Raw genomic sequence first — 20,434 nt, 5'->3', positions numbered from 1 at the left:
TCGGCCAAACGCCACACTTTCAGGCTCCGGATTTACCCTGATTCACAAGCGCAAAGCGGTCACAGGCCCAGCAGCTTCAAGGCCCGCTGGTAAGAATCGGCCGGGTGTGTGACATCGAACTGCACCGTCTGCCAGCCCAGCTTCATCGCGCCCAACACATTGCGGCTCTGGTCGTCCACAAACACGCAGTCTGCAGCCGCCACGCCCAGTGCCTCGGTGCACATCTCATAGGCCCGGCGATCGGGCTTGAGGATGCCCGTGTAGGTTGCATCGATGATCACGTCAAACAGCTGCAGCAAAGGCAATCTTTCACGAAAGCTCACGCCATAAAACAGGTCCAGTTCGTTGGACAGCACGGCCAGCTTGCAGCCCGCCGCCTTGGCCCGGTGCACGGCGGCGATGGCTTCGGGCCGGATGACCGCTTCCACGTCTGCCCCCCGCGCCCGCTGCACGAAGGTTTGCATGTCGTTCCACTCTTCGCCCACCAGGCGGCCCACACTTTGGGTGCGGGCCATCCAGTATTCGCGTTCGGTGATGTGGTCGGCCTGCATGGCTTGCCACAGCGCATCGGTTTCGGGCGCAAAAGGGCCGCGCCAGGTCAGCGTGCCGGGCGGCAAACCCAAGGCGGCTTCACTCAAGTCGTGGGTTTCAAACAGGGTGCGGCTGATGACCCCGCCAAAGTCAAGCACCAGCGCCTGGGTCGATGCCCCGCTCATGGGGCCACCTTTTTCACCAGCCCACGGGCCAGCCAGTCGTCAAAGACCTTGAGCACCTGCTGCACAAAAGCGGCGTCGTTGATGTGCGCGTCGATGCGCGAAACCTCCACCCCGCCCCAATCGCATTGGCCACATTCGGCCATCAGGGCCGCCAAGCCCTCGGGGTCGTGCAGCGGTGCCCCGGGCCGGTCCCATTCTTCAATGCCTTGAAGCGGCAACACCAGGTGCACCGGGCCACGGGCTTGGCGCAAGCGGCTGGCCAGCTCCCGGGCGAATTCGCGACGCATGTCAGCGTCGATGCCCACCGAAGCAATCAATCGGTTGTGGTCGTGCGAGGGCCGCCCGGCGAAACGCTCGGGCATCTGCCCCCAGGCGGGGTAATCCACCAGGTCGGTGGCGCCGGGGGCGACGATCATCGGCACCCCTTTCAGGCCTGCGCCCATCAGACGGTCGGGCCCCGCGCTCACCACCGAGCCGCCCATCTGGTTGACCATCTCCTGCAGACTGAAGTCCATCACGCAGGCGAACTGACCTTGTGCGGCCAATGATTCAAACGCCCTGCCCCCCATGCCCGTGGTGTGGAACACGGCCAAGTCAAAGCCGCGCTTGTCCAATTCCGGCTGCAGCTGCACCATGTATTTCAGGCAACTCGACCCCAGCGACGTCATGCCGACCACGGGCCGCTCGAAACGCGGCACACGCGCCACACGGCAGGCCCCCACCACCGCGCCTGCGGCTTGGGCCAGGGCCGACTGGCACAAGCTGTTGAGGCCATACAGGCCGCCCGCCCACAGCACCATCATCAAATCGGGCGGCATGCGCTCAGGCGGCAACAAGGGCGAAAACGCCACCGTGGACAGCACCACTTTGGGCACGCCCAGCGGCAAGCTGCTGGCGACATCCAACGCCAGGTCGGTGCCCATGGTGCCGCCCAGCACCAGCAGACCGTCAATCTGTCCTTCGCGGTGCATTTCGGCGGCCAGCTTGCTCGCGCCTTGGGCCATCAGGGCCATGGCGCTGTTTTCGTCGCCGCTGTCCATCACTTGTTGCAGCGTCACACCTGCCGCGTGCGCCACATCGGTGTTGGCCACATCGGGCAAAACTTGGCCTTTGGCCAGCACACCCACATCCATGATCAGCGCCTGGCCCCCTGCGGCCTGCACCTGCTCGCGCATGAAGCCGATCTCGTCGCTCTTGGTGTCGACCGTGCCGACGATCAGGATGGTGGGGCTCTTCATGCGCGGCCCTCCTGAACAGCCGCAAACGCGCCTTCGAGCACATCGCACATGAAGTCGACCTCCTCGCGGGTGATGACCAGCGGCGGCGACAGGATCAGGTTGGGGCCTGAGATGCGCACCATCAGACCCGCCTGGTAAGCGGCCTTGGCCACCCGCGCCGGAATGTCGCTGGTGCGGGCCATGGGCGTGCGCTTGGCCTTGTCGCTCACCATCTCGATGCCCAGCATCAGACCCACGCCGCGCACATCGCCCACAAAACTGCAGGTGTCCACCAGTTGGCGCAGGCGGGTCTGCAGGTGAGCGCCCACGCGGGCGGCGTTGCCCGGAATGTCCAGCGCCTCGATCTGGTCGAGCGTGGCCAGCGCTGCAGCGGCTGCGATCGGGTGCGCGCTGTAGGTGTAGCCGTGCGAGACCGAGGCCGTGCCCGTGGTGTCGGCATCAAACACATCGGCAATGCGTCGGTTGATGGCCGTGGCCCCCAGCGGGATATAGCCCGAAGAAATGCCCTTGGCCAGGCACCACATGTCGGCATTCACCCCCCACAGGCGCGTGCCAAACAGCTCGCCTGTGCGGCCAAAACCGGTCACCACCTCGTCGGCAATCAGCAGCACGCCGTACTTGTCGCAAATCTGGCGCACCAGCGGCCAGTAATTGGGCGGCGGCACGATCACCCCGCCCGCGCCCTGCACCGGCTCGGCGATGAAAGCCGCCACCGTGTCCGGCCCCTGGAACACGATTTCGCGCTCCAGCAGTTCAGCGCAGATTTCGCCCAGACGGATCGGGTCATCGGTGTAGGGGTTGTGGTACGCCCAAGGCGTGTCGATGTGGAAGCACCCGGGCAGCAGCGGCTCGTAGGCGCGGCGGAAGTTGGTGTTGCCATTCACACTCATGCCGCCAAAGTGCACGCCGTGGTAACCCTGGCGCAGGCTGATGAACTTGAAGCGGTCGGCCTGGCCCTTGAGCTTCCAGTACTGGCGCGCCACTTTGAGGGCACCTTCAACAGCGTCCGAGCCGCCGTTGGAGAACATCACCGTGGCCACATCTTCGGGCTGCATCATCTGCACCAGCCGTTTGGACAGCTCGATCGCCCGCACATGGGTGGTGCCGCGGAACACGTTGTAAAACGGCAGCTCGTCCATCTGCGCCACGATGGCGTCGCGCACAGGCCGGTTGCTGTGGCCCAGGTTGCAGGCCCAGAGGCCGCCCACGCCGTCGAGCATCTTGTGGCCGTCCACGTCCCAGATCCAGCAGCCTTCGCCTTTGGCGATGATGTCGGGCCGGGACTTCTTCATCGCCCCGGGGTGGGCCATGGGGTGCCAGAGGTATTGCGCGTTGTCGGCCTTGAGTTGGTCGTGGTTCATGTCGTGTGCTTTCAAAATCAGAGCTGAATCCAGGCCGTTTTCAGGTCCAGGTATTTGTCCAGGGCGTGCATGGACTTGTCGTGCCCGTTGCCCGACTGGCGCACCCCGCCCAGCGGCACGGTGATGTCGGGCCCCCCGTAGGTGTTGACGTGCACCACCCCGGCCTTGATGCCGCGCACCATGCGGTGAGCCCGCGAGAGGCTGCCCGTCCACACGGCGGACGCCAGGCCATAGGTCGAATCGTTGGCCAGACGCAGCGCGTCGGCTTCGTCGTCAAAGGGCATGACGGCCAGCACCGGGCCAAAGACTTCTTCGCGAGCCAAGGTCATGTCGGGCGTCACGCTGTCGAACAAGGCCGGTGCCATGTAACTGCCGCCCACCACAGGCTGCAGCGCCTGCCCGCCCACACGCAGACGGGCGCCCTGCTGCTGCGCGGTCTGCACCGCCGCCAGATTTTTGGCGAGTTGGCGTGCGCTGCTGACCGCTCCGATCTCGGTCGTGACATCCAGCGGGTCACCCACGCGCAGGCTGGCGGCAATCTTGTGCAAGCGCTCCACAAATTCGTCATGCACCGAGCGCTGCACCAAAAGGCGCGAGCCTGCCACGCAAACCTGACCGCTGTTGCGGTAAATGCCCATGGCCGAGACCTTGGCCGCCTGCGCCAGATCAGGTGCATCGTCAAAGACGATGTTGGGCGACTTGCCGCCCAGCTCCAGGTACACCCGTTTCAGGTTGGACTCGGCCGAGGCTTTGAGCAGCATGCGCCCCACAGGGCCGGAGCCGGTGAAGGTCAGGATGTCCACGTCCATGTGCCGCGCCAGCGCCTCGCCCGCCTCGGTGCCGATGCCGGTGACGACGTTCAGCACGCCCGGCGGCAAGCCCGCATCCAGACACAGCTGCGCCAGGCGCAGCAAAGACAGCGAGGCGTCTTCGGACGGCTTGAGCACCACCGAGTTGCCCGCCGCCAGCGCCGGAGCGATCTTCCAGGCGCCGATCATCAGCGGAAAGTTCCACGGCACGATGGCCGCCACCACACCAACAGGCTCCTTGTGGATCAGGCCCAGCGTGCCTTCGGGCGTGGGGGCGATCTCGCCGTTGACCTTGTCCACGCACTCGGCGTAGTAGCGAAAAGTGCCCGCCGCGCTGCCCGGCTCGGCCTTCCAGGCCATGGCGATCTCGGTGCCGTTGTCGCGCACGCCCAGCACCGCCAGCTCGGCGTGGTGCGCCTCGATGCGATCGGCAATGCGGTGCAGAATTTTCTTGCGCTCGGCAGGCGCCATGCGCGACCACACGCCCTGCTCGAAACTGCGGCGGGCCGCTGCTACGGCGGCATCCACATCGGCCTGCCCTGCAGCCGCGATGGTGCACAGCGGCTGCCCGTCGATGGGCGAAACCACGGGCAAGGTCTGGCCGGACGCGGCCGCTGCCCACTGCCCGTCGATCAGCAGCCATTGGTCGGGGATGGACTGGTGACGCAGCGCGTCGATCTGTTCTTGTTTCATGCAGCACAATCCTTTGGTTAAAAGGATCGTACGCAGCAGCCGTCAAACGCATTATCAAAACTGCGCATCCTCGGCCTGAGGTTTACCCAAACAATCGAAAAACCGAGCACATCGACCTCTTGAATTTTCACAAGCACTGTATACTTAACCAGCATTCAAAAATCTCACGAGGCATCCCAAATGACATTCAGTTCCATTGAAATTTGCGCAGGTGCTGGCGGCCAAGCGCTGGGTTTGGAACAAGCTGGTTTCGACCACGCATGCCTTGTTGAAATTGAAGCACCAGCCTGCCAAACCTTGCGCTTCAACCGCCCACAGTGGCATGTGGTGGAAGGTGATTTGCACCATTTTTCAGCCGACAAATGGAAGGGTGTTGAACTTCTGGCGGGCGGTGTACCTTGCCCACCCTTTTCCAAAGCAGGTAAGCAGCTGGGCAACGATGATGAGCGCGACTTGTTCCCCGAGGCCTTGCGCCTGGTGTCCGAGTGCAAACCCCAGGCGGTCATGCTCGAAAACGTCCGGGGCTTGCTCGATTCCGTGTTTGACGAATACCGCGCCAAAATCATCAGCGATCTCAAAAAACTGGGCTACATCGCTGAGTGGCGCTTGCTCAACGCCAGTGATTTTGGCGTGCCCCAACTGAGACCCCGTGTGGTTTTCGTCGCATTGAAGGCAGATGCCTCCCGATTCTTCAACTGGCCGACACCCGGCTTGCAACCCGCCCCCACCGTGGGAGAAGCACTGTACGACCTCATGGCAGCCAATGGCTGGCGCGGCGCAAAAGCCTGGCGCGAACTGGCCTGCGACATCGCCCCCACGCTGGTGGGTGGCAGCAAAAAACACGGTGGTCCTGATTTAGGACCGACACGTGCCAAAAAAGCATGGGCCACGCTGGGTGTGGACGGCAAAGGCATTGCCGACGAGCTGCCTGCATCCAACTTTGTGGGCATGCCACGCTTGACGGTGCGCATGGCTGCACGCATTCAAGGCTTTCCAGACCATTGGCAATTCAGCGGCAAAAAAACGGCCGCTTACCGCCAAATCGGCAATGCATTTCCGCCTCCGGTGGCGTGTGCTGTGGGGCAACAAATTCAATTGGCACTCCATGCAGCAGCCAAAAACAAACTCAAGCGAGCCTGAACGTGAGCAGTGATTCCAAAATCAAAGGCGGTGCCAAGGCCAAGCTGCGCGCACATTTCCTGAACAACATTGGTCGGGTCATGGACTCCGAAGAATTGCGCGTCATCGCCGACAACCAATCCGAATGGGCCAGACGGGTTCGTGAACTGCGCACCGAAGAGGGTTACCAAATCTTGACGCACAACGACCGGAGCGAGCTCAAACCCGGTCAATACCTTCTGGAAACGCCCAAGCCCCAACCTGCTTTTGCCAGAGCCATCTCCAAGGAAACCAGGGCCTTTGTGCTGGACCGCAACGGCTTCACTTGCCAGATGTGCGGCGCTGTGGCGGGAGAGGCACACCCTTACGACACCACCCGAAAGACGCGCCTGCACCTGGGTCATGTCATTGACAAAAGCATGGGTGGCACCGACGACCCGTCCAATCTGCGGGCCATCTGCTCGGTCTGCAACGAAGGCGCATCCAACGCCACGCTGACCCGGCCTGACTTACAAAAACTGCTGATTCAGGTCCGCCGCGCCACTTCGCAAGACCAACTGGAAGTCTTGCGCTGGCTGATGAAAAAATTCCCCAAACAATCGCAAGCTTAAAGCTTACGGGCCTGCCTATCTTCAGTCGGGCACATGCAGCACGATGCCGTCCAGCGCAGGGGACGCGATCAGCTGGCAGCTCAGGCGGCTACCGCTTTGGCGGGGCGCGATGACGATGTCGAGCATGGCGTTTTCCACTTCGTCCATGGGCGGGCAAGCGGACAGCCAGGCTTCATCGACATAAACATGGCAAGTGGCGCACGACAGGCAGCCGCCGCATTCGCCTGCGACGCCGGGGATGCCGTTCATCTGGGCAGCGTCCATCAGGTTGGTGCCGTCGTTGACGTCGTCGCTCACGCGGTCGCCGTTGCTCATGATCCAGTGCACTTGGGGCATGGGGTTGGTTCTTTCAGATCAGATGAATCGGATGTAGTAATCGCGCAGCGCATCGCCTTCCAGGCCTGCGGTGCGCTCGATCTCGTGGCGCTTGATGCCCACATGGTTGGCCACCAGGCCCTCACCCAGCGCTTGCGTGAGCGCCGTGTCGGCTTCGAGCGCATCCAACGCGCCCGCCAGGGTGTCGGGCACGCTGTAGGTGGCGTCCTTGTTTTCCAGGCAGTCGCCTGTTTCGGCGGGCTGCAATCCATAAGCGTTGGCCACACCCAGGCGGGCGGCCTGCAGCACAGCGGCGGTGTGGGTGTAGGGGTTGGCCGCAGCGTCGCCCATGCGGTGCTCGATGCGCGCGCCGGGGCCGCTTTCGGCCGACAGGCGCACCGTGACGCCCCGGTGGTCCACCGCCCAGTTTTGCCAGAAGCCCGACAGGCTGGCCGGTTGCAGGCGCTGGTAGGAGTTGGCGCTGGGTGCCAGCAGGCCCGCCAGCGCCTGGTGGTGGTGCATCAGCCCGGCTGTGCAGCCCAGCGTCAATGCATTGAACTGGCTGGCGTCGTGCCCGCCCGAGATGGCGTTGTGGCCTTGGGCGTCACGCAAACTGAAGTTGATGTGTACCCCACTGCCGCCCACTGTGAGGATGGGCTTGGGCATGAAGGTCAGCACGATGCCGTGCTGGAAGGCCACTTCGCGCGCCAAGAGGCGGAACAAAAAGATGTCGTCCACCGCCTTGACGGCGCGGTCGTATTTCAGCGTGAACTCGAACTGCGGTGCATCGTATTCGGTGTTCATGCTGTCGATGCGAAAGCCCGCGGCCGTGGCCTTTTCCCACAGGGCGTCGGTGAAGCCCCTGGGGTCGGCAAAGGGGCCGGTGGCATACACATGGGCCGCAGGCGTGTCGTAGGGTTTGAGCGAGCCGTCGGGCTCGATCTGGAAAGCAAAGGCTTCGAGTTCAATGCCCACCATCGGGTCGTAGCCCATGGCCTGCCAGTCGGCCACGGCGCGCTTCAAGGCAATGCGCCCGCACATGGGCAGGGGCGTGCCGTCGTTGGCTTTCAGGTCGCCAATCGCCACCTGGGTGAACGGCTGCCAGCCCGGGCGTATGTCTTCGGCGGTGTAGGCCGCCTCCATGTCGGGCAAGCCTTCCATGACCATGGCACCGGGCACAGGGATCAGCTCTTTTTCATAGGTCACGCCAAAGGTGCCACGGCAAAAGCGGGCGCCACCGCCCTGCCCGGGTTTCAGCGTGACGTACTTGCCCCGCGCAATGGCCAGGTGGTCACAAAACAGCACCCGCAGGCGTTCTTGAACATTCGACATGGTGATTCCCTTCAGATGAGGTGCATGCGCACCGGCAGGCGTTTGATGCCACAGACAAAATTCGAACGCAAAAAGGCGTGTTCGCCGGTTTGCTCGATGCGGTCGACACGTTGGATCAGCTCTTGCAGCAACACCCGCAACTCCAGCCGCGCCAGCCACATGCCGAGACACGCGTGCGCCCCGCCCTGCCCAAACGACAGGTGGCGGTTCACGCCCCGGTCCAGCTTGACGGTGAAAGGCTGCTCAAAAGCCCGCTCATCGCGGTTGCCCGAGATGAACCACAAGAGCACCTTGTCGCCCGCCTTGACGCGCTTGCCGTGGTATTCGAAGTCCTCGGTCGCGGTGCGGCGGAAATGCGTGGCAGGCGATGCCCAGCGGATGAATTCATCGGCCACGCCCTCCCAGGCGGCCTCGCCCTGCACCGCCTTGAGCTGCTGCATCAGACCCGGCTGGTTGGCCAGCGCGTGCAAGGCGGCAGCGATGGAATAGCGGGTGGTGTCGTTGCCCGCGGCCACCAGCAGGCAAAAGAAGTTGCGGAACTCGGTGTCGCTGATCACGTTGCCTTGCGCATCGGGCTGGGTGATCAGGTGCAGCACGCCACTGGTGTCACCCGCTGCGCGTTTGCGCTCCATCATCTGGGCCGCGTAGTCGAACAGGTCGGCCCCGGCGGGCGAGCGAAACGGCATGAAGCGGTAGGCCTCGGTGTCCATCTTGTCCACCACATGGCTGGTGAAGTCGCTGTCGGTGTTGGCCATGAGCGCGTCGCCCTTGTCCACCAGCCAGTCCAGATCCTCCTCGGGGAGTCCCGCGATGCGCCCGAGCATGCGCATGGGCAGCTGACGGGCGATCTGGTGCGTGGCGTCGAACTCTTTCAAATCCAGCGCCTGGTCCAGAATGCCCACGCACAGTTCGCGAATCTGCGCTTCGTAGAGCGCCATCATGGGTTTGGAAAAAGCCTTGGCCACCAGCATGCGGGTGCGGGTGTGCTCGGGCGGGTCGGTCTCCTGGAAGGTGCGCCGCGCCAGGTATTCCTCGCGGGTCTGGTCTTCCATGCGGATGCCCTGGGCCGAAGACAGGCGCTGGTGGTTGCGGTTGAGCTCCAGGATGTCAGCATGCCGCGTGACCGACCAGAAGCCCTTGCCATCCGCCCAGTCGCACCAGGCCATCGGGTCCTCGTCGCGCAGACGCTTGAAGGTGTTGTGCGGCGTGCCGTTCACGTAGCTGTCGTGGTCCGCCAAGTCGGCGTGGCCATCGTCGGTGGGGGTCCAGACGGTCATGAGCGGGTGTTCCTCGCGTGTTCAATGAATTGCACCATCCACTGACCGAACAACGGCACATCGGCGGCGTTGTTCAGACTGGTGTGGGCGCGGGCCATGGTGTGTGTATCGAGCTTGTCGGTCAGGTAGCCCAGCAGGGCCTGCATGAAGACCAGGGGCATTTCGGGGTGGTACTGCGTGGTCCAGATGTGCTGACCGATCTGCATCGAGCCGATGGGGCAAAAATCGCTGCCCCCCAGGCACTCTGCCCCCTCGGGCATGCGGGTGACCTGTTCGTTGTGGGCTGCCATCAAGGTGGTGGTGCTTTGCGCGGGCTGCATCCAGGGGCGGGCCTGCGGCCAGTGCGTGGCCGCCGTGCCCAGGCCCCAGCCCGCCGCGTTGCGCGCCACCTGCCCGCCCAGCGCCCGGGCCACCGCCTGGTGGCCAAAGCACAGGCCAATCAGCGGCTGACGGGCCGCATCGACGGCGCGGATGAAGGCCAGCAGCTGCCCTACCCAGGGCAGTGAGTCGTCGTTGACCGAGGCCGGGCTGCCGGTGATGACGTAGCCATCGAAATCCTCGGGGCCTGAGGGCAGCACGCCGTCCTTGACCGGCAGCACCTCGAAAGACCAGCCCGGGCGCAGGGGCTGCAGCAGCTGGACCACCTTTTGCCCGTCGTTCGGAAAACGCGCGGCAAACGCCGAGGTGTCGTCGTTGGTCAGCAAAACGGCCAGGCGCAGGGTCATCGGGTCTCTTTCAAACTCACAGCCATGCTATTCACAAGGCGCGCCAAGCACTATCAAGTTTGGGCACCGCACACCCCGGGTTTTCACGAAAAGCCTGCTCGACCAAAGCAGGCACACTCTGAGACATGCCTCGCCCGACTGTTTTTGCCCTTTGATCAGCTCTTCCTCCCCCGATTCCCCTTGGGTCCAGGTGCTCGACACCCAGGACATGGACCAGCACGCCCTGGCCCAGCAAGGCTGGGCGCTGCAGTACGAACAGCTCTCGCCCGGTCAATTCAAAGGCCGCATCCACCAGGTGCAGCTGCCCGAGGTGACCCTGCTGCGCGAAGACACCAGCATCGCCTTGCGCCAGCGGGGGCGGCTCGACGAGAGCGTGTACGGCTTTGCCATGGCGCTGCAGGATTCGCCCGACCTGTTTTTCAACGGTCAACGGGTGCCCGCGCACGCCATCATGTGCGGCAAGGGCGACGAGGTGGACCTGACCACGCCGCCCCACTTCACCCTGATCGCGGTGGTGGTGGAGCGCAGCCTGCTCAACCCACTGTGGGAGCGCATGTACCAAAAACCCCTGGCGCACTGGCTGGAAAAGCAGCTGGTGCTGCAAACCACCGACATCAAGGCCCAAAATCTGCGCGACCTGCAGCTCACCGTGCTGGACCAGGCCAGCGCCTTGGCGCACCGCCAGCACGACCCGCAAGCCCTGCGCCAGCTGCGCGACGAGATCCTGATGGAATGGCTCGAAGCGCTGCCGTCCCAGGTGGACACCTCCGAGCTGCCCAATCTGGAGCGGCGCAAGAAGCTGGTCGACCGCGCCTGCGAGCTGATGATGGGCCATGCCGACGAACCGCTGTCCATCCTGGAGGTGTGCAGCCGCGTGGGCACGAGCCGGCGCAAGCTCAACTACTGCTTTCAGGACGTGCTGGGCACCACGCCCATCAAGTACCTGCGTTCGCTGCGCCTGAACAGCGTGCGCCGCGCTCTGCGACAGGCCCCACCCGGCGTCACCATCCAGGACATCGCCTCGCACTGGGGCTTTTGGCACCTGAGCCAGTTCGCGCAGGACTACAAGCACCTGTTTGGCGAACTGCCCTCGGACACCCTGCGCCAACGATGAGCACAGCCCAAGCCACCCGACTGACGGCCATCCTGACCATGGTGGCGGCCATGGCCTGCCTGTCCACGCAAGACACCTTCAGCAAAAAGCTGATGCTCAGTGTGGCCCCGATCATCATCATCTGGACACGCTACGGCCTGCAGACCGCGCTGGTGGGCGTGAGCATCTGGCGCAAACGCTCGCCCCAGTTGCTGCGCACGCGCCAGTGGCGGCTGCAGCTGCTGCGCGGTGCCTTGGTGGTGGGCGGCAGCGTGTTTGGCTATGGCGCGCTGCAGCGCATGCCCGTGGCCGAATTCACCGCCATTTATTGCCTGGTGCCACTGGCTGTGACCTTTGTGGCCCGCTTCGTGATGAAGGAACACGTCTCCACCGCAGGCTGGCTGTGCGTGGCAGGTGGCCTGTGCGGCGCGCTGCTGGTGGTGCGCCCGGGCAGCCATGTGGACCCGATGGGCGCAGCGCTGGCCCTGATGGGCGTGGTCTGCTACACCGGCTTCCAGACCCTGACGGGCTATCTGGCGCGGCAGGATTCGCCGCTCACCATTCAGCTGTGTACCAGCGCGCTGGGCTTTGGGTGCCTGTCGCTGGCGGTGCCTTTTGTCTGGCCTGCAGAGCTGCCCTGGCATGACTTGGCGCTGCTGCTGTTTGTGGCACTGGCTGGCTCGTATGGGCAGTATTTCACCGTGCTGGCGTTCTCCAAAGCCCCGGCATCCACCCTCTCGCCCTACCTGTACTCGGCCATCGGTTTCTCCGCCTTGGGCGGCTGGCTGATGTTTGACCACCTGCCCGACGCCCTGGCTGTGGGCGGCATGGGCATGATCGCGGGCTTTGGTCTTTTGGCGGGATGGCTGAACCAGCGCAAACTTATTGATCCGGCCCGGTGAAGTCTTCAATGGTCAAAAATTTTGTAGGTCGGTGGCTTCAGCCCCGACAAGCAGCCTGTGCCGAAGCCTGCAATCTCGGGGCTAAAGCCACCGACCTACGGGGTGACCGTGCAAAAAATTCAAACTTCACAGGACCGGACCCATAGCCCATGAACACCTCACTTTTCAGCCCCAGCTACCGCGAAGCCCGTGCACAGTTTTTGGCCATGGCCAGCACCTGTGGCGTGACCGTGCACAGCCACACCTTGCAACTGCTGGGCGCACAAGGCGAAGCGCTGGCCATGGATGTGGCGGTCCACGGCCCGGCCGACGCGGCCAAAGTGCTGATGACCACCAGCGCGGTGCACGGCGTCGAGGGTTTTTGCGGCTCGGCCATCCAGGCCGGACTGCTGCAAGCGCTGACACTGCCGTCCGATGTGGCCGTGGTGCATGTGCACGCTGTCAACCCGCACGGTTTTTCGCATGCGCGGCGGGTCAACGAGGACAACGTCGACCTCAACCGCAACTTCATCGACTTTGGGCAGCCGCTGCCGCTCAATGCCGATTACGCCGAAATCCACGCCCTGCTGCTGCCGGACAGCTGGCCACCCACTCAGGAACAAACCGCTGTGCTGCACACTCAGGCCCAGGCCTGGGGCGAGCGGCGCATGCAGCGGGCCATCACCAGCGGGCAATACCAATATCCAGACGGCGTGTGGTTTGGCGGGCTCGCACCCACCTGGAGCCAGCGCACTTTCCGACAGGTGCTGAAAGACCATCTGGGCCAGGCCCGCCAGATCGCCTGGATCGACCTGCACACCGGCCTGGGTCCACGCGGCCACGGCGAGCGCATTTTTGCCTGCACAGACACCGGGGCCACCTTGCAGCGTGCCCGCACATGGTGGGGGCCGGGCATCACCTCAGTCGACACGGGCACGTCCAAAAGTGTGCCGCTGTCCGGTCCGATCCAGATGGCCATCTACGAAGAGTGCCCAGACGCCCAGTACACGGGCATTTGCCTGGAGTTTGGCACCCTGCCGCTGGCACAGATGATTCTGGCCATGCGCGCCGACCATTGGCGGGCCTTGCATCCTGAAGCACCGCCCGCGCAGCAGGCGGCCATACGGGCGGACATGAGCGAAGCGTTCAACCCGCCGTCACCGGACTGGCAGGAACAGGTCTGGCAACAAGGCCTGCAAGCGGCACAGCAGGCGGTGCGGGGTTTGGCAGGCTTGGCCTGAAACCGGGCCGCCCGGCATTTTTGGGGAAAACCCCGCCCGGTGTTTGCCATTTTTCGATACAGCGAAACGGGCAAGTTGTTCAGACTGTGGATTCTCCATGACCGCCCTTGAGCGGCCATCCACCACAACACCCTAGGACGACAGACCATGACTTCACGCCGAACGATTTCGCACCTGCTCGCTGGCCTGCTGGGCAGCGCGATGGTGCTCAGCGCCGCTGCGCAGGGCTTTCCCAACAAGATGGTCACTGTGATGGTGCCCTACCCAGCGGGCGGCCCTTCGGACGCGGTGGCCCGTCTGGTGCAGGTCGAATACGAAAAGAACCTCGGCCAGAAAATGATGGTCGAGAACCTGGGGGGGGTGAGCGGCGCATTGGGTGTGCAAAAAGTGCTGGCCGCCCCTGCCGATGGCTACTACCAGCTGCTGAGCACCCCGATGGAGTTGGTCATGGCCCCGCTGGCCCTGTCGGCTGTCAAGTTCAAACCCGAAGAAGTGCGCATGGCCAGCCTGATGGGCCGCACCTCGATCGGTCTGGCGGTGCGCAAGGACCTGCCGGTCAACAACATCCCGGAATTCCTGGCCTGGGCCAAAGGCAAGCAAGTCAGCTACGCCAGCGTGGGCCAGGGCTCGCTGTACCACATCATGGGTGAGCGCTTCAAAACACTGACCGGACTGGACATGCTGCACGTGCCCTACAAGGCGGCCGTGCAGATCTACACCGACCTGGGCGGCAACAGCGTGGACATGGCCTTTGTGCCCGTCGCAGGCCCCATCATCGGCATGGTCAAGGACAACCGCTTCAAGATCATCGGCATCTCGTCCACCGCCGCCCACCCCCAACTGCCTGATGCTGCGCCCATCAGCGCACAAAAAGGCATGGCCGACTTCGTGTTTGACATCTGGATCGGCTTGCAGGTGGCCAAGGGCACACCCGACGCCGTGGTGCAGAAACTCAACCAGTCCATGAACGAAGCCATCAAGTCCGAGACTTTCGTCAAAGGCATGACCAGCACAGGCGGTCAGGTGCCCGCAGGCATGAGCTTGGCCGAACTGGACAAGTTCTACACGCAAGAGGTCATCCGCTACCGCGCCCTGTTCAAGGCGGCCAAGGTCGAGCCTCAATGACGTGAAACCTGCAGCGCTCAAGCGCTGCTTCACCCCAGCGCCCGGGACATGCACACCACCAGCATCCCCGGGCTTTTCATGGGCACCCACACAGGCCTGGCATGACCGATTTCACCCACCGCACCGCCACCGAACTGCTCGCCAGCTTGCGCGCAGGCAAAGTCACCAGCAGCCAACTGCTGGCACAGCACATCGCGAGGGTCGAGCTTCTAGACAACCGCATCAACGCCGTGGTGGTGCGGACCTTTGACGCCGCCCGCGAACGTGCAGCAGAGGCCGACGCGGCGCGCGCACGGGGCGAAGACTGGGGGCCGCTGCACGGCTTGCCCATGACCGTCAAGGAATCGTTTGATCTGCCGGGCACCCCCACCTGCTGGGGTTTTCCGGAATACAAAGACAACATCGCCCAGCAGCCCGCCGTGGCCGTGCAGCGCCTGCTGGACGCAGGTGCCGTGGTCTTTGGCAAGACCAATGTGCCCGTCGCTTTAGGCGACTGGCAGTCGTTCAACCCGGTCTATGGCACCACCCACAACCCCTGGGACCTGACGCGCACGCCGGGCGGCTCGTCGGGCGGGGCCAGCGCTGCGCTGGCCGCAGGCATGACCCCGCTGGAGCTGGGCAGCGACATCGGTGCCTCGATCCGCAACCCGGCGCATTATTGCGGCGTGTATGGCCATAAACCCACCTGGGGTGTGGTGCCGATGGAGGGCCACCAACTGCCGGGGGTGCGCTGCATCGACAGCCTGGACATTGCCGTGGCCGGACCACTGGCGCGCAGCGCCCAGGACCTGCAACTGGCCATGCAGGTGCTGACCACACCCCTGCAGCAGTTCGGCCCGCTGGGCTGGACGCCCGCCCAATGGCGGCAGACCAACAAAGCCCCTTGGCAATGCCGCGTGGCCATCGTCTACGACGACCCCGAGGCGCGGGTCGACAACAGCATTCAGGACCGGTTGCATGCGCTGGCCGATTTTTTGCGCTCGCAAGGCGTCACCGTGCTGGACGACCACCGCCCTGTGGACAGCGCGCAGTCGCACCGGGTCTATTCACACTTGCTGCGTTCTGCCACTGGGGCCTGGCTGGACGATGCCACCTTTGCCCGCTTTCAGGCACTGGCTGCGCACAGCGACCCGGCGCTGGACACCATGCGCGAGCGCGTATGGCGCGGCAGCACCATGACGCACCGCGACTGGGTGGAATTCGACCAGCAGCGCGCCGTGCTGCGCGCTCAGTGGCGCGCCTACTTTGAAAGCGTGGACCTGCTGATCACCCCGGTGGCCACGTCACCTGCCTTTTTGCACAACCAGCAAGGCGAACGCTGGGAGCGCATGCTGCAAGTCAACGGCCAGGACCAGCCCCACACCGACAGCCTGTTTTGGGCGGGCTACCCCGGCGTGGTGGGCCTGCCCGCCACCGCCATCCCGATCGGACAAAGCCCGAGCGGTCTGCCGGTGGGGGCGCAGATCATTGGCAACAGCTTTGCCGACCCGTTGTGCCTGAACATGGCGCGCTGGCTGGAAACCGAATGGTGCGGCTTTGCAGCGCCCCCCCTGTCCTGGCAGTGACGCCCAGGATTCACTGCGTCAGCTCAAGCACCGTGATGTGCCCTTGAGCCATGGGCCAAGTCAGGCCCACCACTTTTTCACCATTGAAAACCCCCGTCACGCTGCGCGGGGTGCTGTCGTTCCAACGCAAACGGCTGGTGGCCACGCCAGCGCCAGGCGGCACCCCGGGCAGACTGCTCTGGCCGTCCAGGCTCATCGCATCGCGCCCCGGGTCAAAGTAGCCTCGGGGTCGGTTGAAGCTCAGCACGGCCTGCGCGGCACGGTCGGCCTCGCTGGCGCGCTCTGGGCGCATGTGGATCAGATCGCTCGATCGGGGCAAGGCACTTCGGTAGATGTGTGTGGTGGCATAGCCCTCGGCCTCGATCACAAACTCATAAGCCGCATCGCCCCGGGCATGGAACGGCCCCCACTGGCCATCGGCACCGACCGTGACCGTGTGCACGGCACCGCCCAAGCGCTGCCCGGTGGCCAGATCGGTGGCAAACACGGTCAGACGCGCCCCTGTCAAAGGCAGGTTGTTGACGAAGTTGCCTGTCTTGGCATCAAGGGGGTCTATCCCCATGCCGACCAACTTGCCGTTCAAAACCACTTGTGCTTGACGCTGCACAGGGTTTTGAGGCGCCTGCCCCGTGATGAAGCGGTAGCTGGCCTCAAAAGCGGGCACCGAATACGAGGTTTCGCGGTGGTCAATCCGGGGGATGACCACATTGGTCGCGCCCTTGAGTTCCGGCCCGTCAAAGCCCACCCCGGTGGCTTTGCCCTTCATGCCGAGCCACAAGCCATCGGGCTGGGCGAATTTGTCGTTGTTGTCTGAGCGGATCGTCATCCAGCGTGTGGGGCCGCACACCTCGTCGCCCTGCGCGTTTTTGGGCGCATTGAGCTGGCTCAAAAAAGGCCCGGTGCCCGAAAACTCATTGGCCTCGTTCAAGCCAGCAACGGCCTGCACGCCGTGGTTGGGCGTGCCGCCCAAAATCGCATGGCTCACCTTGGCTGCGCCGCCCCCATTGCAAATGTAGTTGCGGATCGCGTTGCCACCCCGCGAATTGCCCACCAGCACCACTTGGCGTGCACCGGTGCGCTGCAAGACCTGGTCCACCTCGGCCTTCAAAAACGCCATGTGTTCGGCGGTCGAGGTGCGGCCGGGCTGCGCCTTGTTGTCAGCATCGCGGGCCAGCGGATAGGGCACGTCAATGGCGTGCAAACGGTCTTTGGGCCAGCCATTGGACTCGAAACGCCAAAGTGTGTTTTGCCAAAGCGCCGCAGAGTCCCCATTGCCGTGGACGAAAACGATGGGAGGCCGCTCGATTGGCGTTTGCTCGGGGGCTGCGCAACCCACCAATACCGACAAAGAAACGGCTAAAAGAGCAAATGAGCGTAGCTGAAGGTTCATGGCATGCCATCCGGTGCTGTGCAAAAGCACATCCTGACGCAATGACCAGCGAACGACTGACTCCTGCGCGTCAGTCTTTGGGAATCAGTCGGGTTTGACCGGTCTGCGGCCAAGCCACCACCACAAGGCGGCGCCTGTCACAACCATCGGCACACACAGCCATTGCCCCATGCTCATGCCCAAACTGAGCAGACCCAAGTGGGCATCGGGCTCGCGGAAGTACTCAGCCACAAAACGGAATACGCCATAGCCGAGCAGGAACGCCGAGGCCACTTGCCCTTGCTGGCGTGGCTTGCGGGCGTAAAGCCACAGCAGCACAAACAACAGCAGCCCTTCCATCAGAAATTGGTAAATCTGCGATGGATGGCGCGGCATGTCCCCTGCCCCTCGGAACAGCATGGCCCACGGCAAGGACGGGTCGGCCACACGGCCCCACAGTTCACCATTGATGAAATTGCCGATGCGCCCTGCGGCCAAGCCCGTGGGCACGCAAGGCGCCACAAAGTCCATGACCTGCAAAAACGGCCGTTTGCGCGACCAGGCAAACCAGACCATGGCCGCGATCACGCCCAACATGCCGCCATGGAAACTCATGCCCCCTTGCCAGACCGCAAAAATCTCCAGCGGGTTGGCCAGGTAATAGCCCGGTTTATAAAACAGGCAATAACCGATTCGCCCCCCGAGGATGACACCCAACACCCCTACAAACAAGATGTCTTCAATGTCCCGCTTTTGCCACTGTGGTAGATTTTTGAAGGGCAAATGCCCCAGACGCCGGGTGGCCAGCCAGTAAAACAAGCCAAAAGCAGCCAGATAAGTCAGGCCGTACCAATGGATGGCCAAGGGCCCCAATTGCAGGGCGACGGGGTCGATTTGTGGGTGAATCAGCATGGTGTTGCGTCAGTGTGGCCATGCCAGGCGCGCTGCCTGCCATGGGCCACTGGGCTGAATCAATCGAGCAGCGACAAATCGCGCACGGCACCCTTGTCGGCCGATGTGGCCAGCAAGGCATAAGCTTTGAGTGCCGCCGAGATTTTGCGCGGACGTGGCAATGCGGGCTTCCAGCCCAGCTTGTCCTGTTCAGCGCGGCGCTTGGCCAGCTCTTCGTCGCTCACCAGCACGTTGATGCTGCGGTTGGGGATGTCGATGCGGATGCGGTCACCATTTTTGACCAGGCCAATCGTGCCACCCGCCGCCGCTTCGGGCGAGCAGTGGCCGATGGACAAGCCTGAAGTGCCGCCCGAAAAGCGCCCATCGGTCAGCAAGGCACAGGCTTTGCCCAGGCCCTTGGACTTGATGTAACTGGTCGGGTAAAGCATTTCTTGCATGCCGGGGCCGCCTTTGGGACCTTCGTAGCGCACCACCACGATGTCACCGGCCTTGACTTGGTCGCTCAGGATGTTGGCCACAGCTTCGTCTTGCGACTCGACCACGTGGGCCGGGCCTTCAAACACCATCAGGCTGTCGTCGACACCGGCGGTTTTGACCACGCAGCCATCCAGCGCAATGTTGCCGCGCAACACGGCCAAGCCGCCTTCTTTGTTGAACGCATGGTCCAGAGAGCGGATGCAGCCTTCGGCGCGGTCCGTGTCCAAGCTGGGCCAACGGGTGTTTTGGCTGAAAGCCACTTGGGTCGGAATGCCCGCAGGGCCCGCCATGTAAAACTTTTTGACCGCGTCGCTGGGGTTGCGTGCAATGTCCCACTCGTCGAGGACTTGCTTCATGGTCTTGCCCAACACGGTGCCCACATCGGTGTGCAGCTTGCCTGCGCGGTCCAGCTCACCCAGGATGCCCATGATGCCGCCTGCGCGGTGCACGTCTTCGATGTGGTACTTGTTGGTATTGGGCGCGACCTTGCACAACTGCGGCACGATTTTCGACATGCGGTCGATGTCGGCCATGGTGAATTCGATCTCGGCTTCCTGCGCGATCGCCAGGATGTGCAGGATGGTGTTGGTCGAGCCGCCCATCGCGATGTCCAGGGCAATGGCGTTTTCAAACGCTTTGAAACCCATGGAGCGTGGCAACACCGATGCGTCTTCTTGCTCGTAATAACGCTTGCACAAATCGACAATCGTGCGGCCGGCTTGTTTGAACAGCTGCTCGCGGTCGGCGTGGGTGGCGACCACGGTGCCGTTGCCGGGCAAGGCCAAGCCCAGCGCTTCGGCCAGGCAGTTCATCGAGTTGGCGGTGAACATGCCCGAGCACGAACCGCAGGTCGGGCAAGCCGAACGCTCGACTTCGGCCAGGTCGGCATCAGACACCTTGTCGTCAGCAGCCATCACCATGGCGTCGATCAGGTCGAGCTTTTTGAATTCCATGACTTGCGTCTGGGGGTTGGCCAGGCGCACTTTGCCTGCTTCCATCGGGCCACCAGACACAAAAATGACCGGGATGTTCAGGCGCATCGCGGCCATCAGCATGCCGGGGGTGATCTTGTCGCAGTTGGAGATGCAGACGATGGCGTCAGCACAGTGCGCGTTGACCATGTACTCGACGGAGTCAGCAATGATGTCGCGGCTGGGCAGCGAATACAGCATGCCGTCGTGGCCCATGGCGATGCCGTCGTCCACAGCAATCGTGTTGAACTCCTTGGCCACACCGCCTGCGGCTTCGATCTCGCGCGCCACCAGCTGGCCCAGATCCTTCAAGTGCACATGGCCGGGCACAAACTGGGTGAAGGAGTTGGCAATCGCGATGATCGGCTTGCTGAAGTCGTCGTCCTTCATGCCCGTGGCGCGCCACAGGGAACGGGCACCGGCCATGTTGCGGCCAGCGGTGGAGGTCTTGGAACGGTAAGCGGGCATCGGGGGCTCCAGTCAGGGATTCAAGAAATAACTGCACGGATTATGGCCCAGCCCGATAGCCCTGACGGCGCTGTCGGGCAAGTCGCCATCACTTGCATGACAAAGCAAATGCCTGTTCAAAATCGCTATAGTCAGC

General features: G+C 63.5%; 18 protein-coding genes. 7 read left to right on the top strand and 11 right to left on the bottom strand.

What is annotated here, in order from left to right; all coding sequences use genetic code 11:
• Positions 1–59: 59 nt before the first annotated feature.
• Genes ACZ5VE_RS06990 through ACZ5VE_RS06975 form a run of 4 tightly spaced genes read right to left on the bottom strand, consistent with a single transcriptional unit; the run spans position 60 to position 4,817 of the window.
• Positions 60–716: an HAD-IA family hydrolase gene (locus ACZ5VE_RS06990; protein ID WP_464457278.1), complete on the bottom strand. Its 657-nt coding sequence runs from the start codon at positions 714–716 to the stop codon at positions 60–62.
• Positions 713–1,954: a Tm-1-like ATP-binding domain-containing protein gene (locus ACZ5VE_RS06985; RefSeq protein ID WP_464457277.1), complete on the bottom strand. Its 1,242-nt coding sequence runs from the start codon at positions 1,952–1,954 to the stop codon at positions 713–715. Before ACZ5VE_RS06985 ends, ACZ5VE_RS06990 begins: the two co-directional genes overlap by 4 nt.
• Positions 1,951–3,315 carry an aminotransferase class III-fold pyridoxal phosphate-dependent enzyme gene (locus ACZ5VE_RS06980; protein WP_464457276.1) on the bottom strand — a complete coding sequence of 455 codons (1,365 nt, stop codon included), beginning with the start codon at positions 3,313–3,315 and terminating at the stop codon, positions 1,951–1,953. Before ACZ5VE_RS06980 ends, ACZ5VE_RS06985 begins: the two co-directional genes overlap by 4 nt.
• A gap of 17 nt (positions 3,316–3,332) precedes the next feature.
• Positions 3,333–4,817 carry an aldehyde dehydrogenase gene (locus ACZ5VE_RS06975; protein ID WP_464457275.1) on the bottom strand — a complete coding sequence of 495 codons (1,485 nt, stop codon included), beginning with the start codon at positions 4,815–4,817 and terminating at the stop codon, positions 3,333–3,335.
• Between the two features lie 180 nt (positions 4,818–4,997).
• Between ACZ5VE_RS06975 and ACZ5VE_RS06970 the strand changes: the two genes are divergently transcribed.
• Positions 4,998–5,957: a DNA cytosine methyltransferase gene (locus ACZ5VE_RS06970; RefSeq protein WP_464457274.1), complete on the top strand. Its 960-nt coding sequence runs from the start codon at positions 4,998–5,000 to the stop codon at positions 5,955–5,957.
• Between the two features lie 2 nt (positions 5,958–5,959).
• A complete protein-coding gene (locus ACZ5VE_RS06965) occupies positions 5,960–6,547 on the top strand; it encodes an HNH endonuclease (RefSeq protein ID WP_464457273.1) in 588 nt (195 codons plus the stop codon).
• Positions 6,548–6,568: 21 nt separating this feature from the next.
• On the opposite strand, the gene ACZ5VE_RS06960 is transcribed toward ACZ5VE_RS06965, so the two are convergent.
• From ACZ5VE_RS06960 to ACZ5VE_RS06945, 4 genes are read right to left on the bottom strand one after another with little or no spacing between them, the layout of a single operon-like run.
• Complete coding sequence (locus ACZ5VE_RS06960; protein WP_464457272.1) at positions 6,569–6,883, bottom strand: 2Fe-2S iron-sulfur cluster-binding protein; 315 nt, start codon at positions 6,881–6,883, stop codon at positions 6,569–6,571.
• Positions 6,884–6,901: 18 nt separating this feature from the next.
• A complete protein-coding gene (locus ACZ5VE_RS06955) occupies positions 6,902–8,194 on the bottom strand; it encodes a type I glutamate--ammonia ligase (protein WP_464457271.1) in 1,293 nt (430 codons plus the stop codon).
• Positions 8,195–8,205: 11 nt separating this feature from the next.
• On the bottom strand, positions 8,206–9,471 hold the full coding sequence (locus ACZ5VE_RS06950) for a cytochrome P450 (RefSeq protein ID WP_464457270.1): 1,266 nt from the start codon (positions 9,469–9,471) through the stop codon (positions 8,206–8,208).
• A complete protein-coding gene (locus ACZ5VE_RS06945; protein ID WP_464457269.1) occupies positions 9,468–10,196 on the bottom strand; it encodes a type 1 glutamine amidotransferase in 729 nt (242 codons plus the stop codon). The genes ACZ5VE_RS06950 and ACZ5VE_RS06945 overlap by 4 nt, the downstream gene beginning before the upstream one ends.
• Before the next feature lie 151 nt (positions 10,197–10,347).
• Between ACZ5VE_RS06945 and ACZ5VE_RS06940 the strand changes: the two genes are divergently transcribed.
• The 5 genes from ACZ5VE_RS06940 to ACZ5VE_RS06920 all read left to right on the top strand — a co-directional run bounded on the left by ACZ5VE_RS06940 (position 10,348) and on the right by ACZ5VE_RS06920 (position 16,101).
• Complete coding sequence (locus ACZ5VE_RS06940; RefSeq protein ID WP_464457268.1) at positions 10,348–11,310, top strand: helix-turn-helix domain-containing protein; 963 nt, start codon at positions 10,348–10,350, stop codon at positions 11,308–11,310.
• Positions 11,307–12,191 carry a DMT family transporter gene (locus ACZ5VE_RS06935; RefSeq protein WP_464457267.1) on the top strand — a complete coding sequence of 295 codons (885 nt, stop codon included), beginning with the start codon at positions 11,307–11,309 and terminating at the stop codon, positions 12,189–12,191. Before ACZ5VE_RS06940 ends, ACZ5VE_RS06935 begins: the two co-directional genes overlap by 4 nt.
• 149 nt (positions 12,192–12,340) lie before the next feature.
• Positions 12,341–13,411: a M14 family metallopeptidase gene (locus tag ACZ5VE_RS06930; protein ID WP_464457266.1), complete on the top strand. Its 1,071-nt coding sequence runs from the start codon at positions 12,341–12,343 to the stop codon at positions 13,409–13,411.
• A gap of 147 nt (positions 13,412–13,558) precedes the next feature.
• On the top strand, positions 13,559–14,536 hold the full coding sequence (locus ACZ5VE_RS06925) for a Bug family tripartite tricarboxylate transporter substrate binding protein (RefSeq protein ID WP_464457265.1): 978 nt from the start codon (positions 13,559–13,561) through the stop codon (positions 14,534–14,536).
• A 101-nt stretch (positions 14,537–14,637) separates the two neighbouring features.
• Positions 14,638–16,101: an amidase gene (locus ACZ5VE_RS06920; RefSeq protein WP_464457264.1), complete on the top strand. Its 1,464-nt coding sequence runs from the start codon at positions 14,638–14,640 to the stop codon at positions 16,099–16,101.
• A gap of 10 nt (positions 16,102–16,111) precedes the next feature.
• Here the strand turns inward: ACZ5VE_RS06920 and ACZ5VE_RS06915 are convergent, their stop codons facing one another.
• The 3 genes from ACZ5VE_RS06915 to ilvD form a co-directional block, all read right to left on the bottom strand.
• Positions 16,112–17,491, bottom strand: a complete 1,380-nt coding sequence (locus tag ACZ5VE_RS06915) for an alpha/beta fold hydrolase (protein ID WP_464457263.1) — start codon at positions 17,489–17,491, stop codon at positions 16,112–16,114.
• 84 nt (positions 17,492–17,575) lie between these two features.
• Positions 17,576–18,382, bottom strand: a complete 807-nt coding sequence (gene lgt / locus ACZ5VE_RS06910; RefSeq protein WP_464457262.1) for a prolipoprotein diacylglyceryl transferase — start codon at positions 18,380–18,382, stop codon at positions 17,576–17,578.
• A gap of 59 nt (positions 18,383–18,441) precedes the next feature.
• Entirely contained in the window at positions 18,442–20,298 is a 1,857-nt protein-coding gene (ilvD, locus tag ACZ5VE_RS06905) for a dihydroxy-acid dehydratase (protein WP_464457261.1), read from the bottom strand.
• Positions 20,299–20,434 lie beyond the last annotated feature (136 nt).

It is taken from the genome of Limnohabitans sp. INBF003, from assembly GCF_055396645.1.
Note: the sequence above shows the minus strand (reverse complement) of the source record. Positions and strands in the feature narration are given on the sequence as shown.

Coding starts and splice junctions, on each gene's coding strand:
- ACZ5VE_RS06990 (WP_464457278.1), bottom strand. CDS start 716: ATGAGCGGGGCATCGACCCAGGCGCTGGTGCTTGACTTTGGCGGGGTC.
- ACZ5VE_RS06985 (WP_464457277.1), bottom strand. CDS start 1,954: ATGAAGAGCCCCACCATCCTGATCGTCGGCACGGTCGACACCAAGAGC.
- ACZ5VE_RS06980 (WP_464457276.1), bottom strand. CDS start 3,315: ATGAACCACGACCAACTCAAGGCCGACAACGCGCAATACCTCTGGCAC.
- ACZ5VE_RS06975 (WP_464457275.1), bottom strand. CDS start 4,817: ATGAAACAAGAACAGATCGACGCGCTGCGTCACCAGTCCATCCCCGAC.
- ACZ5VE_RS06970 (WP_464457274.1), top strand. CDS start 4,998: ATGACATTCAGTTCCATTGAAATTTGCGCAGGTGCTGGCGGCCAAGCG.
- ACZ5VE_RS06960 (WP_464457272.1), bottom strand. CDS start 6,883: ATGCCCCAAGTGCACTGGATCATGAGCAACGGCGACCGCGTGAGCGAC.
- ACZ5VE_RS06955 (WP_464457271.1), bottom strand. CDS start 8,194: ATGTCGAATGTTCAAGAACGCCTGCGGGTGCTGTTTTGTGACCACCTG.
- ACZ5VE_RS06950 (WP_464457270.1), bottom strand. CDS start 9,471: ATGACCGTCTGGACCCCCACCGACGATGGCCACGCCGACTTGGCGGAC.
- ACZ5VE_RS06945 (WP_464457269.1), bottom strand. CDS start 10,196: ATGACCCTGCGCCTGGCCGTTTTGCTGACCAACGACGACACCTCGGCG.
- ACZ5VE_RS06935 (WP_464457267.1), top strand. CDS start 11,307: ATGAGCACAGCCCAAGCCACCCGACTGACGGCCATCCTGACCATGGTG.
- ACZ5VE_RS06930 (WP_464457266.1), top strand. CDS start 12,341: ATGAACACCTCACTTTTCAGCCCCAGCTACCGCGAAGCCCGTGCACAG.
- ACZ5VE_RS06925 (WP_464457265.1), top strand. CDS start 13,559: ATGACTTCACGCCGAACGATTTCGCACCTGCTCGCTGGCCTGCTGGGC.
- ACZ5VE_RS06920 (WP_464457264.1), top strand. CDS start 14,638: ATGACCGATTTCACCCACCGCACCGCCACCGAACTGCTCGCCAGCTTG.
- ACZ5VE_RS06915 (WP_464457263.1), bottom strand. CDS start 17,491: ATGAACCTTCAGCTACGCTCATTTGCTCTTTTAGCCGTTTCTTTGTCG.
- lgt (WP_464457262.1), bottom strand. CDS start 18,382: ATGCTGATTCACCCACAAATCGACCCCGTCGCCCTGCAATTGGGGCCC.
- ilvD (WP_464457261.1), bottom strand. CDS start 20,298: ATGCCCGCTTACCGTTCCAAGACCTCCACCGCTGGCCGCAACATGGCC.